We start from the raw sequence: 12,559 nt of genomic DNA on the forward strand, positions 1-12,559 counted from the left end.
CTAACAGAGCCCCTCTGTTATCTGGATACTGTTAACTGGATACTCACATGCCCCACACCACCCCGACCGTTGAACTGACCCAGGAACTGATCAGCCGCCGCTCGGTCACCCCCGACGATGCCGGCTGTCAGGCACTGTTGATCGAACGGCTGGAGAAGCTTGGCTTCCATTGCGAGACCCTGCAGTTCGAAGAGGTCACCAACCTGTGGGCACGGCGCGGCAATGAGGGGCCGCTGTTCTGCTTTGCCGGCCATACCGACGTGGTGCCGAGCGGGCCGGAGGAGCGCTGGACGCACCCGCCGTTCGAGCCGACCTTGAAGGACGGCTTTCTGTGGGGCCGTGGCGCCGCCGATATGAAGGGCTCGATCGCCGCCTTCATGACCGCACTGGAACGCTTTCTCGATCACCACCCGGACCACCAGGGCTCGATCGCGCTGCTGATCACCTCCGACGAGGAGGGCCCGTTCATCAACGGCACCACCCGGGTGATCGACCACCTGGAGGCGCGCAACGAGAAGATCGACTGGTGCATCGTCGGTGAGCCGACCAGCACCGCCAAGGTCGGCGACGTGATCAAGAACGGCCGCCGCGGCTCGCTGAGCGGCAAGTTGATCGTCCGTGGCAAGCAGGGCCACGTCGCCTACCCGCACCTGGTGCGCAACCCGATTCACCTGGCCGCGCCGGCGCTGGCCACACTGGCCGCCGAAGTCTGGGATCAGGGCAATGATTTCTTCCCGCCGACCAGCTTCCAGATCTCCAACATCCATGCCGGCACCGGTGCCACCAATGTGGTGCCCGGCGAAGTGGAGGTGGATTTCAACTTCCGCTTCTCCACCGAGGTGACCGCCGAAGCGCTCAAGAGCCGGGTCCGCGAGATCCTCGAGCGGCACGAACTGGACTGGGATATCGACTGGGTGCTGTCCGGCAATCCGTTCCTGACCGCCGCCGGCTCGCTGGTCGATGCCTGCCAGCAGGCGATCAGCGCCATCACCGGCCTGGAGACCGAACTGTCCACCTCGGGCGGCACCTCCGACGGCCGTTTTATTGCGCCGACCGGCGCCCAGGTGGTCGAACTGGGGCCGATCAACGCCACCATCCACCAGATCGACGAACGGGTCAGCGTGCGCGACCTGAACACCCTGTCCGATCTGTATGAAAACATCCTGGCGCGGTTGCTGAGCCAATGAGTCATCCACAGCCGCCGCAACCCGCGCTCTGCTGCCCGGTCTGTCGGGCCGCCCTGCATGCTGTGGATAACCAACTGCAGTGCGACCAGAAGCACAGCTTCGACCGTGCCCGGCAGGGTTACTGGAACCTGCTGCTGGCGCACAAGAAACGCTCCAAAGACCCGGGCGACAATGCCGCCATGGTACAGGCCCGGCACGAGTTCCTGGAGCAGGGCTACTACCAGCCGCTGTCGGATGCTGTGAATAAGCTGGCCTGTGAACAACTGAAAGATATTCACAATCCACAGCTGTTGGATATGGGTTGTGGCGAAGGCTACTACAGCGACCGGCTGCAGCGCGCCTTATCCACAGCCGGGCTGAAACCGAGCTTCAGTGCGCTGGATATCTCCAAGCACGCGGTCAAGGCCGCCTGCCACCGTAACCGCGATATCCACTGGCTGGTCGCCTCCGGCGCCGATATGCCGCTGACCGACGGCTCCCAGGACCTGCTGACGGTGCTGTTCAGCCGGCTGATGCCGGAGCCGTTCGCCCGGCTGCTGCGACCGGGCGGCAAGCTGCTGCTGGCCTGGCCCGGCCCGGACCACCTGCTGGAGCTACGGCAGATGATCTATGACCAGGTTCGGCCGTCCAACTTCCAGCCGGCCGAACAGCTGGCCGAGTATTTCAGCCTGATCGACCAGCAGCAGGTCCACTACCCATTCACCCTGACCCGTCGGCAGGATATCGAGGCGCTGCTGGGTATGACCCCGCACAGCCAGCGGATGCAAGCGAATAAACGGGAAGCCCTGCTGTCACTGGACAGCCTGCCATTGACGCTGGATGTCCGACTGGGGCTTTTCGAACGCCGATGAGCCGAGTGAATCGAATAAACCGCCAATGCGCATGAAACCGCTCAAGCGCTGGCTGCAACGCCGGGCCGACAACTATCAGCAGAATATCCGGCTGCTGATCACCGGCTTCGTGCTGTTCGCTGTCGGCGGCGGCCTGGTGGTCGCCGGCGAGTTCCTGCTACGGCCGTCGTTGATGCAGGAGCTGCTGGCACTGCTTGGCTTGATCCTGCTCGGCGGCGGCCTCATACTGGCGCTGCTCGGCTACCTGAGCCTCAGCCTGCTGAGACTTTTCCGCTTCTTTAACGATGAATCGATCGATGACTGAACAACGCCACCCCGATATCGAAATCTACGTCAAGGACCGCTCCATCGAGCAGATCGAGCAATGGCTGGACGCCATCGGCGATTCGCTGCAGAAGAGCGTCGATCAGGGCCTGGTGCACGAATACCGTTTAGAGATCAACGGCAGTCGCGTGCCGGTAATGATCCACGAGAAGGTGGCCGGCAAGGCCTGGTTCAGCGTCTGGTTCAAGCAGAACCCGACCGACTGGCCACAGGACCTCGACTGCGCCAAGGCGGCATCCGAGGCGATGGCCACCCAGATCCGCTGCATCGCCGGCGGCTGGAACGACGGCGACGAGCCCGACGAATACTGGAAAGTCGAGAACGGCCAGCAGGAAAAGATCGTCTGGCGAACCTGATTTATCCTCCGTAGCCCTACCTTACAGCCCCTGAATATCGTCGCCCGCGGAACCGGCTGCTACAAAGTTACCGTAGCAGCCCGCTTGGTATGCCTCTTGGGTGCCGAGGGCGACACCGGCAGAATATGCCAACCCTGTCGCGGTCGGAGCCCGCTGCTACAGGGTTCGGTGGTCCGTAGCGCCCGCTCTGAGGGCGACATCCACCGAGCTGCGCCAACCTTGTCGCGGATAAATCCGCTCCTGCAAGGGCATATCTGGTCACCAGCCTTTCAGCCGCACAACCTATTCTTTCGCGGGACTCAGCGCTTCGCCCTTTGCGCCGCCCACTGCTGGAACCCCACCGCGGCGACGATCAATACCAGGCCGATATAGGTGGCCGGATGGATCTGTTCGCCCAGCAGCTGGTTGATAAAGATCAGCGAGATAAACGGCGACAGGAAGATCAGGTTGCTGACCCGGCTGGTATGGCTGGCCTTCTTCATCGCCGACAACCACAGCATAAAGGTCAACCCCATCTCGAACAGGCCGACGTAGGCTGCCCCAAGCAGCCCCTGCGGCGCCATATCGAAGCCGTCGGTCAGTGCGGTCAGTAATATCACCAGCGGCAGGCTGTTCAGGAAACAGAGCAACAGCCCCACCGTGGCCGGCGCGTCATTACGGGCGTTGAAAATCCAGTACAGCGCCCAGATCACCGTACTGACCATCGCCAGCAATACCCCCAGCGGGCTGTCGAACTGCAAGCCGGTCAGGTCGCCGCGGGTGGAGATCACCAGCACTCCGAGATAGCCCAGCGCCATCGCCAGCAGGTCGGAGCGACGCAATGGCTGGCCCAGTAGCGGCACCGCCAGTAACGACAGGGTCAGCGCCCAGGTGTAGTTCAGTGGCTGAGCCTGCTGGGCTGGCAACAGGTCGTAGGCCTGGAACAGCACCGCATAGTAGAGGCAGGGGTTGATCGCACCGAGCAGCAGGTAGCGCCCCGGAGTACGACGCCAGTAGTGCAGCAGCGTCGACCACTGTTTGTTGATCGTCACCGCCAGCGCCAGCACCAGGGTCGACACCACACTGGCCGCCGCCACCAACTGGAACGGCGTCAGGTACTGCAGCGACAGCTTGAAGGCCGTCGCCACGGTCGACCAGAGCAGCACGGCACAGAGCCCCAGCAGCATCGCCTGACGTTGATTTTTCTCAGTGGTGATCGACCGATCCATCGAGCGGACTCCTAGGTGGCAACAAACAACGGCGATCCGGCTTGATAGCCAAGTCGCAGAAAGACGCGCCAGTGTAGGGATCAGGGCACAGGCTGGCAATGCCGCAGCATGCAACAACGGGTCGCAATATTCGAAATGACTAAACGCGAGGCGGTCAGGCGTGGGCGCTGATCTGCTGGCGGGAGCTGTCGATCTCGTCCAGCATCAGCCTGCCGGTCGACATCAGCGCCACCTTGGCGAAGTAATCGGCACCGCGGCGAGCATCGCGTGGCATCATCGCCTCGGTATGGATATGGCTGACCAGGTAGGCGTAATCACCGCGCCGCTGTTCGTTGATCGAGTGATTCAACCGGTCGACCACCGCCGGGGTATTCAGTTCGTCGAAGTCCGGATAGGCACTCTGGCTTTCCGGCAACTCGAACCTGGCATCGCTGGCCGGCCGCGCCTCGATCGGGCGGTACAGATCCTGATTGGCCGAGATCATGCTAAGCAGCATGGAGAACTGCGCACCGCTGCCGCCCTGAACCGCCTGGCTCAGGTTGGAGGTGTAGTTCTCGATGCGGGATTCTATCCGCTCTGCTTTCATCGCTGCTCAATCAGTTAATTACAGTTCCCCTTTAGATCGGCCTGGCGCTAGAATTCTTTAGCATAAACAACCGATTAGTTTTCAAGGTATTGGCTGAATCATGAGTCGCTGGCGTCCCCCGCAACCGAAAAGCTCCAACTACATCACCGCCGAGGGCTACAAGCGCCTGAACGACGAGCTGAAATACCTGTGGAAGGTGAAACGGCCGGAGGTCACCCAGGCGGTCAAGGAAGCCGCCGCCCAGGGCGACCGCTCGGAGAACGCCGAGTATATCTACGGCAAGAAACAGCTGCGCGAGATCGACCGCCGGGTGCGTTACCTGTCCAAGCGGCTCGATCATCTGAAGGTGGTCGACCGTATCCCCGATAACCGGGATACGGTGTTCTTTGGCGCCTGGGTCACCCTGGTCGACGAACAGGACCAGCAACAGCGTTACCGGATCGTCGGCCCCGACGAGATCGACCCGGCGCAAAGCTATATCAGCATGGACTCGCCACTGGCGCGGGTACTGCTGAAGAAACAGCTCGGCGACGAGGTGATGCTGCGCAAGCCCAATGGCGATGAGGTCTGGTACGAGATACTGCAGATCGACTATGAAGCTTACGATAGCGGTTTGTAGGTAGTGCTGAGTTGACAGTGGATAGTTGCCAGTGGCTGCCGCTCCCGTAGCTGGCGACTGTTAACCGGAGACTGATAACCGTTAAGAAAGAGGCATACAGCCTGGCTGCCAGACTGTGGATAGAAAAGAACTATCTCAACGGGATCAAACAGTTAGCCTGTGAATTAGCTGTTAACCCAGCAGCCCGAAAGGACCCACGGATCTACTGTTAACCGTCAATTATTCACTGGAAACTTGAGAAGAAAAGATGGTGGGTCGTATAGGACTCGAACCTATGACCAATTGGTTAAAAGCCAACTGCTCTACCAACTGAGCTAACGACCCCCACTTTAAAAACAACCACTGCCTGGGGGAGGAAGTGGTGGGTCGTATAGGACTCGAACCTATGACCAATTGGTTAAAAGCCAACTGCTCTACCAACTGAGCTAACGACCCGGAGTGGCTCCTCGAGCTGGACTCGAACCAGCGACCAATAGATTAACAGTCTACTGCTCTACCAACTGAGCTATCGAGGAACAACCTGTTCCATCCTTTTTAATGGCGGAGGGACAGGGATTCGAACCCTGGGAGGGCTATTAACCCTCGCTGGTTTTCAAGACCAGTGCTTTCAACCGCTCAGCCATCCCTCCAAAGGATGGGCGCATATATTACCGCCAAACTTTTTCACGTCAACCGTTAAAACGGAATTTTTTCAATTTTTTTCAATTGGTTAACTGCTGATCAACAGTGCCCACAGCCATTCGCATCGAGCCGTCCGGCGACTGTACGAAAGGACGGCCGGCTTGCAGCCGGTGGCAGATCGACTTAACTCAGTATATCGAGGCAACCGAGGTAGCCGTTATGCAACAGCAGATTCATCCCGAGTCTCACTATGTCATCTTCCGGGACACCAGTTCCGGCGCGATGTTCAAGGTACTGTCGACCTGCGAGTCCGACCAGACCATCGAATGGGAGGACGGTAACCGCTATCCGCTGGTCAACATCGAGGTCTCCAGTGCCTCCCACCCCGCCTATACCGGTATCCGCCGTCAGGCGGCCAGTGAGGGCAAGGTCGCGCGCTTCAAGGCCCGCTTCGGCGAGCGTTCGTTGAAGGGGCATTGACCGCCCGGCCAGTCAAACGGAATTATAAAACGGCAGCCTCATGGCTGCCGTTTCAGCTTGGCGCTTAGGCGTTAGCGCTGCAGATAGCGATCCAGGCTCAGACGGCCGGCCCCATTGACGCTATAGGCCAGCAGGCCGCCGGTGATCGCCAGGTTCTTGAAGAACATCAGGAACTCGGTCTGGTCGGCCAGGTTGTTGTGGAAGATCAGCCCGGTAAGCAGGGTGAAACCGGCCATCAGGAAGGCCGCTACTCGTACCTGGTAGCCGACGATCAGCGCCAGCCCGGCACCGATCTCGAAGGCGATTACCAGCGGCAGCAGTGCCCCCGGTACGCCCATGGCATCCATCCAGCCGGCGGTGCCTTCATACTGCTGGATCTTGTTGATACCGGCCAGCACAAAGATCAACGCCAGCAGGATGCGGCCGGCCAGATCGGCAGCGGGATTGTAGAGGGCCTGGACGCTGGTCTGGCTGACGGCGGTGTGGCTAGTCTGAGTCATGGTGTTTACCTCGTTTTGAATCGGTCTGTGTTCGCTTTCGATGACTCCATATTAATTCTCACAAACCGAAATAAAATCGCATAAAATCACACATAACATTCGCAAATACCGAAAACACGACAACCGATATCAAATACAATGAACTGACGTCAACGGACATACTGACCATGAAATCAACTCTCGAGCAGTGGCGCATGCTACAGGCGGTGGTCGAACACGGCGGCTTCAGCCAAGCCTCTGAGGCGATCCACAAGAGCCAGTCCACCATCAACCAGGCAGTCCATAAACTGCAGGATCTGATCGGCGTACCGCTGCTCGAAGTGCGCGGCCGCAAGGCCTACCTGACCGACCAGGGCAAGTTGCTGCTGCGACGGGCGCAGCAGCTACTGGAAGAGGCGGAAAAGCTGGAGGAGGTAGCCGACAGCCTGCGCCAGGGAGCCGAAGCGGAGATCAATATCGCGGTTAACCGGGCGCTGCCGCCACGGGTACTGCACGAGGCGCTGAGCCGTTTCGCCGCCAACTTCCCGCATACCCGGATCGAACTGCATGAAACGGTGCTGGGTGGTAGCAACGAGTTACTGCTGAACGGCCAGGTGGAGCTGGCGATCACCGACCAGTTGCCGGACGGTTATCTGGGCGACCCATTGCTGGAGATTCACTTTATCGCCGTCGCCGCCCCAGACCACCCGCTGCACCGGATCGACCGGCCACTGACGCTGCAGGACCTTAAACCCTACCGCCAGATCGTGGTACGGGATTCCGCCCAGGACCGTCGTCGAACCGCCGGCTGGCTCGGTGCCGAGCAGCGCTGGACCGTCACCGACGTCAGCACCTCGATCGCAATGATCTGCAATGGCCTTGGCTATGCCTGGCTGCCACAATCGTTGATCGAGCAGCAGCTGGCACAACAATGTTTGCTAGCGCTGCCGCTGCGTGAAGGTGCCGAACGTAGCCAGCACAGCTATATCGTCGCCGCCGATCCGGACCGACTTGGCCCCGGCGCGCGCTACCTGCAGCAACAGTTGATCGAATGCTGCCAGAGCATTCGTTAAAAACGAAAGGTAGCGTCGGATTTAAACGATATAAATCCGACGTTGCCGAACCTAGAGTTTCTCCATCGCCATTTCCAATCGGCTTAGTACCCAGGAGAAACCATGCTTACCCTCAGACCTGCCCGGCAACGGGGCCGTGCCAGTTTCGGCTGGCTGAACAGTTATCACAGCTTCTCGTTCGGCCGTTACTACGACCCGCGCCATATGGGCGTTTCCGCGCTGCGGGTAATCAACGATGACTTCGTACGCCCCGGCAGTGGCTTCGAAAGCCACGGCCATCGCAATATGGAGATCATCTCCTATGTTATCCAGGGCACCCTGGAGCACCGCGACAGCCTCGGCCACGGCGGTCTGATCGAAGCCGGCGAGTTCCAGTTGATGTCCGCCGGTCGTGGCATCCGCCACAGCGAATTCAATCCGTCGAACAGCGAGTCACTGAATTTTCTGCAGATCTGGATCGAGCCGAACCAGCTGGATAGCGAGCCCGGTTACCAGCAGCAGCCGTTCGAGCAACCGCAGGTGCAAACCCTGATCGCCTCGCCGGATGGCCGCAACGGCAGCCTGAGATTGCGCCAGGATGCCCTGCTCTACCGTATCCGGCTGTCGCAACCGGGTGATGAACACCGTATTGAACTGGCCGCCAGCCGAACCGGCTACCTGCATGTGGTGAAAGGCGCGCTGTCAGCGGATGCTCAGCCGGTCAGTTCCGGCGACGGCCTGACCGTGCAGCAACAGCGCGGTGTGACGCTGCGTGCGGCAAGCGAGGATAGCGAGCTGCTGCTGTTCGATCTCCCTTAGGGAACCTGCCCTATCCAACGGTACCTCGCCGGCCCCCACTACAGCCGATGCTGGGGTTGGGTTACACTGCCGGCTGCTGAAAAGAGGCCGGGGGGATAGACACGAACATGCAACTGCAACAGATCGACAAGGACACCTACAGCAAGCACTACAAGTTGCTGTTTATCGGCGTAGCGGGGCTGATGCTAGCGGTGGCACTGGGCTCCTCCACGCTGATGATCCAACTGTTCACCGACGGTGAAGGCTCACACTTCTGGCTCAACCTGGCCGGCGTGGTGATCGCTGCGCTGGCCACCGGCAGCATTCTACGCCGCTATCGACACCACCCATTCATGCATGAACTGCTCTATGTCTGGCAGCTCAAGCAGCAGCTGAACAAGATCTACCGCAAGCAGAAGGCGATCAAGTCGGCAGTCGAAGCCGGCGACCGGGATGCGATGGTGATCATGCACTTCAACTATCAGGGATCACGCCAGCTCTACCTGCTGGACAACAATACCCTGACCCTGGAGGAGCTGGACCGCTCGATCGCCGAACTGGACGCCACCCTGCAACGGCATGGCATCGAGGTCAGTCTGGAAGAGTACCGGCCGGAATTGCTGGACAAGTTCTGATCAAGTATTAGGTTCTTCGCGCATTAGCGATAAAGCCTCCGTCCCGTCGATGAAGCGTTAAGCACTAAGTGCCAGGCCACATACAGTCCGCCGGGTCAGATGGCTCGGAGCTACGCCTGCGAGGATGGCGCCCCAGTTGGCGCCCTACCGGGCTCGGAGTGCAGAGCGTTCCGGTGGCGACGCCGCAGACGAAACCACCCCAATCGCGGTCGGAGCCCGCTGCTACGGCGCCGTGCGTTGTAGCCGCCCGCTTGGCATACCCGGGTACTGCGGGCGACTCTTGCGGACTACGTCAACCTGGTCGCAGCCAAAGCTCCCTTCTACGGGGGCACGCTCGGGACGCTCAGAGTCGGCGCCGCGGCAAAGTCATGACTGACGTTCCCCCGAATCCGCGATACCCCGAAGAACAGCGGTTGGAGACGACGTTCAGGCGCTGCCTGCCTTTACCTCCGCCTCGCCAACGCCGGCCAGCCGCATGATGACTGCAGGCACGTCTCCTGCCGGCAACGGCTTGCTGTACAGATAGCCCTGGCCGTAGTCACAGCGCTGCTGCCGCAACAGCTGCAACACCGCCTCGTCCTCGATCCCTTCGGCGACCACCCGCATACCCAGGTTGTGGCCCAACTGGACCATACTCTCCACCAACCGGGTAGCATGTTCATCGCGGCCGATATCCTTAACAAAACTGCGGTCGATCTTCAGCGTCTGCACCGGCAGATCTTTCAGATGGCTCAGTGACGACAGCCCGGTGCCGAAATCGTCCAGTGCAATATCGATCCCCATCCGGTGCAGCTGCGGCAGGATATCCATCGAGTTCTGCAACACCTGCATGGTGGTATCTTCGGTTACCTCGATCGCCAGGCATTCCGCCGCCAACTCCGACTCACTCAGCGCCTGGGCGATCAGGTCGACCAGCTCTGAGCGGTACATCGACGGTGAGATGTTGACTGAAACCCGACTCGACACCAGTCCCTGTCGCTGCCAGATGCGGTTCTGTCGGCAGGCCTGATGGACCACCCAGCTACCCAGCTGCATCCCCAGGCCATACTGCTCGGCCACCTCGATAATCTCTGGCGGCGGGACCATGCCCAAATCGGGATGCTGCCATCGCAGCAGCGCCTCCAAACCGTGCAACCGGCCGCTGGTCATATCGACGATCGGCTGGTATTCCAGCCAGAGTTCATCGCGCTGCAGCGCATCACGCAGGTCGCGATGCAATCGCTGGCGCCGTTTCAGAGCCTGGTTCATTTCACGCCGGAAGAAACAGCAGGCCGATTCCGGCGCTTGCTTCTTGGCCTCATACATCGCCATGTCGGCACGACTGAGCAGATCCTGCGTGCGACTGCCATGTTCCGGATAGAGTACCGTGCCAATACTGCCGCCGATATAAAACGGGTGCCCCTCGACTTCGAAGGCCGGCGCCAGCGCATCGATTATCCGCTGGGCGGCTTGCCGAGCCTGGTCGCCCCGGCCCACCGGATACTGCAACACCGCGAACTCATCGCCACCGAGCCGGGCCACCTTGAACCCCTGCCGTTGAACCTGGCTCTGCTGGAGACGATCAGCCACCATCTGCAACAGCCGGTCTCCGGCATGATGGCCGAGGGTATCGTTGACCTCCTTGAAGCCGTTCAGGTCCAGCAGGTGCAGCGCGAACGACGTATCCCCGTCACAAAGTTCATTGAGCCACTGGCGCAGATAGGTGCGGTTCGGCATCGCAGTCAGGCTGTCATGCAACGCCTGGTGCCGGTTGCGGCGGTTCTCCCGGAGCACCATCAGCAACAGGCAGCCACCGCTGACCAACACCCCCAGCAGACTGAATCCCAGCTGCGTCTGCAGATTCAGCAGATGCCGGTCGTTATGGTCGAAGAACTCGTTGTTCTGATGAAAATTACGCAGCGCCAGCTCGTGGACCGACGGGTAATGGGGCTCCAGCCGAGCCTTGATCGCATGGACCGCATCGGGCTGACTGGGCCGCAACGCGATCACCCGCCCTTCCACCGAGCGCAGCGCCGCAAAGGCTTCCTCGATCGTCTGCCGCCCCCGCTCTATATCCGCCAACTGCCGGCCATCCTGCCCCTCCAGCAGGATCGGGAAACGGCTCCACAGCAGGTCATAGCTGAGCAGCAACTCATCACGACTGATGATCCGGTACTGGTAGAGGCGCAGGTAATCATCGAACCGGCGCCATTCGTTCTTCAGCTGAAACAGCGACCAGATACTGGAACCATAGGATTGATTAAGTAGATTAATCCCCTGCTGCAACTGATGGACGCTGAACAACGCACTGCCGGCAAAAACCACCACCACCAGCAGCAACCAGCGCGGCATTCGCCGTTTGGAATCCGCTGATGCGGCGTAGCGATCCATCAACGTACCTCGATGGTGGACAGCTGCCAGATCATGCGAGAGCTGTTTTCCGGCGTCGTCAGCTCAGGGAAGCGGTGCAGCGGCAGAACCAGCCAAAGCGGTCCCTTATTACGTACCGTCATGGTCCGGTCATCATCCTGCCAAGCCAGAATCGGCTGGTAGCGGTGGACGAAATCGACATCCAGATCGACGGTATAGTCGTTCAGCGCCCGCAGATAGAGTGTCTTGCCCTTGGCACCGACCCGCTCCAGCACGGCACTGAGCAACGGCCCCTTGTACACGTGGGGCCGGTCGGTCCATTCGGTCTGCAGCTCAAAGGTATCGGACGGCAACTCGCGCAACTGCACGAGATCGAACATTGCCCGCTGACCGTCCTGACTGTGGCTGATCAGGCCACTGAGGGTCAGCACCACCCGCCCCTCGGGGGCCGGCAGGGTATCCGCCACGGCAACGCTGCCGGCCAGCAAAACCAGGCTGAGCATCAGGCGAAACAGTCGCATTAGTCACCCATCCTTTGATCCGGGTCAATATTGAACGTCCAATCAGATTAACTGCCACGTCAACGTTTTGCCACCGCCAAAAGAGGATTTAGCCATCAAAATCAGAAACTTAAACATTTGTTTTAATTTCTTCCAAGCCATCGACCCGGCAACCGGCATGCCGCGACTGGCGCACTCCGGCAGCAATCGGTGCGTTTAACCCGCCTGGGTAGCACCTCCAGAAAACGAGCGAAATTTCGCTTACTGTCGCTCGATTAGAGCCATCCAGTCGCGCTGTCATCACTGTTAACTCAAAATCGAGTAGGAGGAGGCCTCACGGCCTCCGTCCTCTCACACCACCGTACGTACGGTTCCGTATACGGCGGTTCATGTCATACATTTGAGCCGATGGTATTGTCCCATCAGCGATACCAGTCCGATTCGATCAAACACCTTCTTCGACAGCGCCTGATTCAGGTGTGGGGCGCCTGAGTTCCACCACGGGCCCCGCCCG

General features: G+C 60.0%; 14 protein-coding genes and 4 tRNA genes. 9 read left to right on the forward strand and 9 right to left on the reverse strand.

What is annotated here, in order from left to right:
- Window positions 1-47 precede the first annotated feature (47 nt).
- From dapE to K6T12_RS15660, 4 genes are read left to right on the forward strand one after another with little or no spacing between them, the layout of a single operon-like run.
- Window positions 48-1,187, forward strand: a complete 1,140-nt coding sequence (gene dapE, locus K6T12_RS15645) for a succinyl-diaminopimelate desuccinylase (protein ID WP_222223804.1) — start codon at window positions 48-50, stop codon at window positions 1,185-1,187.
- Window positions 1,184-2,038 (forward strand): putative RNA methyltransferase, encoded by an 855-nt coding sequence (locus K6T12_RS15650; RefSeq protein ID WP_222223805.1) that lies wholly within the window; start codon window positions 1,184-1,186, stop codon window positions 2,036-2,038. The genes dapE and K6T12_RS15650 overlap by 4 nt, the downstream gene beginning before the upstream one ends.
- 25 nt (window positions 2,039-2,063) lie before the next feature.
- Window positions 2,064-2,342 carry a hypothetical protein gene (locus K6T12_RS15655; protein ID WP_222223806.1) on the forward strand — a complete coding sequence of 93 codons (279 nt, stop codon included), beginning with the start codon at window positions 2,064-2,066 and terminating at the stop codon, window positions 2,340-2,342.
- Complete coding sequence (locus tag K6T12_RS15660) at window positions 2,335-2,718, forward strand: hypothetical protein (RefSeq protein WP_222223807.1); 384 nt, start codon at window positions 2,335-2,337, stop codon at window positions 2,716-2,718. Before K6T12_RS15655 ends, K6T12_RS15660 begins: the two co-directional genes overlap by 8 nt.
- Before the next feature lie 299 nt (window positions 2,719-3,017).
- Here K6T12_RS15660 and K6T12_RS15665 read toward each other — a convergent pair whose 3' ends face one another.
- Together K6T12_RS15665 and K6T12_RS15670 are read right to left on the reverse strand one after the other, a co-directional pair.
- The gene (locus tag K6T12_RS15665; RefSeq protein WP_222223808.1) at window positions 3,018-3,926 is read right to left on the reverse strand and encodes a DMT family transporter; all 909 of its coding nucleotides are present in this window, start codon (window positions 3,924-3,926) and stop codon (window positions 3,018-3,020) included.
- 154 nt (window positions 3,927-4,080) lie between these two features.
- The gene (locus K6T12_RS15670) at window positions 4,081-4,512 is read right to left on the reverse strand and encodes a hypothetical protein (RefSeq protein ID WP_222223809.1); all 432 of its coding nucleotides are present in this window, start codon (window positions 4,510-4,512) and stop codon (window positions 4,081-4,083) included.
- 100 nt (window positions 4,513-4,612) lie between these two features.
- Here K6T12_RS15670 and greB point away from each other — a divergent pair, with 100 nt between their 5' ends.
- Complete coding sequence (gene greB, locus K6T12_RS15675; RefSeq protein WP_222223810.1) at window positions 4,613-5,131, forward strand: transcription elongation factor GreB; 519 nt, start codon at window positions 4,613-4,615, stop codon at window positions 5,129-5,131.
- 248 nt (window positions 5,132-5,379) lie between these two features.
- Here the strand turns inward: greB and K6T12_RS15680 are convergent.
- From K6T12_RS15680 to K6T12_RS15695, 4 genes are all read right to left on the reverse strand, one after another.
- Window positions 5,380-5,455: transfer RNA gene (locus K6T12_RS15680), tRNA-Lys, on the reverse strand.
- A 35-nt stretch (window positions 5,456-5,490) separates the two neighbouring features.
- Window positions 5,491-5,566 (reverse strand) — tRNA-Lys (locus tag K6T12_RS15685).
- A 4-nt stretch (window positions 5,567-5,570) separates the two neighbouring features.
- Window positions 5,571-5,646, reverse strand: a tRNA-Asn gene (locus tag K6T12_RS15690).
- A 23-nt stretch (window positions 5,647-5,669) separates the two neighbouring features.
- Window positions 5,670-5,760 (reverse strand) — tRNA-Ser (locus tag K6T12_RS15695).
- 211 nt (window positions 5,761-5,971) lie between these two features.
- Between K6T12_RS15695 and K6T12_RS15700 the strand changes: the two genes are divergently transcribed.
- Window positions 5,972-6,232: a type B 50S ribosomal protein L31 gene (locus K6T12_RS15700; RefSeq protein ID WP_222223811.1), complete on the forward strand. Its 261-nt coding sequence runs from the start codon at window positions 5,972-5,974 to the stop codon at window positions 6,230-6,232.
- Window positions 6,233-6,303: 71 nt separating this feature from the next.
- Here the strand turns inward: K6T12_RS15700 and K6T12_RS15705 are convergent, their stop codons facing one another.
- Complete coding sequence (locus K6T12_RS15705; RefSeq protein WP_222223812.1) at window positions 6,304-6,732, reverse strand: DoxX family protein; 429 nt, start codon at window positions 6,730-6,732, stop codon at window positions 6,304-6,306.
- A 167-nt stretch (window positions 6,733-6,899) separates the two neighbouring features.
- Between K6T12_RS15705 and K6T12_RS15710 the strand changes: the two genes are divergently transcribed.
- The 3 genes from K6T12_RS15710 (at window position 6,900) to K6T12_RS15720 (ending at window position 9,196) form a co-directional block, all read left to right on the forward strand.
- On the forward strand, window positions 6,900-7,784 hold the full coding sequence (locus K6T12_RS15710) for a LysR family transcriptional regulator (protein ID WP_255611802.1): 885 nt from the start codon (window positions 6,900-6,902) through the stop codon (window positions 7,782-7,784).
- Window positions 7,785-7,886: 102 nt separating this feature from the next.
- Window positions 7,887-8,582 carry a pirin family protein gene (locus K6T12_RS15715; protein WP_222223813.1) on the forward strand — a complete coding sequence of 232 codons (696 nt, stop codon included), beginning with the start codon at window positions 7,887-7,889 and terminating at the stop codon, window positions 8,580-8,582.
- A 107-nt stretch (window positions 8,583-8,689) separates the two neighbouring features.
- Complete coding sequence (locus K6T12_RS15720) at window positions 8,690-9,196, forward strand: DUF3087 domain-containing protein (protein ID WP_222223814.1); 507 nt, start codon at window positions 8,690-8,692, stop codon at window positions 9,194-9,196.
- 426 nt (window positions 9,197-9,622) lie between these two features.
- On the opposite strand, the gene K6T12_RS15725 is transcribed toward K6T12_RS15720, so the two are convergent.
- Complete coding sequence (locus tag K6T12_RS15725; protein ID WP_222223815.1) at window positions 9,623-11,566, reverse strand: putative bifunctional diguanylate cyclase/phosphodiesterase; 1,944 nt, start codon at window positions 11,564-11,566, stop codon at window positions 9,623-9,625.
- A complete protein-coding gene (locus K6T12_RS15730; RefSeq protein ID WP_222223816.1) occupies window positions 11,566-12,066 on the reverse strand; it encodes a hypothetical protein in 501 nt (166 codons plus the stop codon). Before K6T12_RS15730 ends, K6T12_RS15725 begins: the two co-directional genes overlap by 1 nt.
- Between the last annotated feature and the right edge of the window lie 493 nt (window positions 12,067-12,559).

It is taken from the genome of Marinobacterium arenosum (assembly GCF_019795155.1).
Classification (GTDB): Bacteria; Pseudomonadota; Gammaproteobacteria; order Pseudomonadales; family Balneatricaceae; genus Marinobacterium_C; species Marinobacterium_C arenosum.

Coding starts and splice junctions, on each gene's coding strand:
- K6T12_RS15655 (WP_222223806.1), top strand. CDS start 2,064: ATGCGCATGAAACCGCTCAAGCGCTGGCTGCAACGCCGGGCCGACAAC.
- K6T12_RS15665 (WP_222223808.1), bottom strand. CDS start 3,926: ATGGATCGGTCGATCACCACTGAGAAAAATCAACGTCAGGCGATGCTG.
- K6T12_RS15730 (WP_222223816.1), bottom strand. CDS start 12,066: ATGCGACTGTTTCGCCTGATGCTCAGCCTGGTTTTGCTGGCCGGCAGC.
- K6T12_RS15720 (WP_222223814.1), top strand. CDS start 8,690: ATGCAACTGCAACAGATCGACAAGGACACCTACAGCAAGCACTACAAG.
- K6T12_RS15660 (WP_222223807.1), top strand. CDS start 2,335: ATGACTGAACAACGCCACCCCGATATCGAAATCTACGTCAAGGACCGC.
- K6T12_RS15725 (WP_222223815.1), bottom strand. CDS start 11,566: ATGGATCGCTACGCCGCATCAGCGGATTCCAAACGGCGAATGCCGCGC.
- K6T12_RS15710 (WP_255611802.1), top strand. CDS start 6,900: ATGAAATCAACTCTCGAGCAGTGGCGCATGCTACAGGCGGTGGTCGAA.
- K6T12_RS15650 (WP_222223805.1), top strand. CDS start 1,184: ATGAGTCATCCACAGCCGCCGCAACCCGCGCTCTGCTGCCCGGTCTGT.
- dapE (WP_222223804.1), top strand. CDS start 48: ATGCCCCACACCACCCCGACCGTTGAACTGACCCAGGAACTGATCAGC.
- K6T12_RS15670 (WP_222223809.1), bottom strand. CDS start 4,512: ATGAAAGCAGAGCGGATAGAATCCCGCATCGAGAACTACACCTCCAAC.
- K6T12_RS15700 (WP_222223811.1), top strand. CDS start 5,972: ATGCAACAGCAGATTCATCCCGAGTCTCACTATGTCATCTTCCGGGAC.
- greB (WP_222223810.1), top strand. CDS start 4,613: ATGAGTCGCTGGCGTCCCCCGCAACCGAAAAGCTCCAACTACATCACC.
- K6T12_RS15715 (WP_222223813.1), top strand. CDS start 7,887: ATGCTTACCCTCAGACCTGCCCGGCAACGGGGCCGTGCCAGTTTCGGC.
- K6T12_RS15705 (WP_222223812.1), bottom strand. CDS start 6,732: ATGACTCAGACTAGCCACACCGCCGTCAGCCAGACCAGCGTCCAGGCC.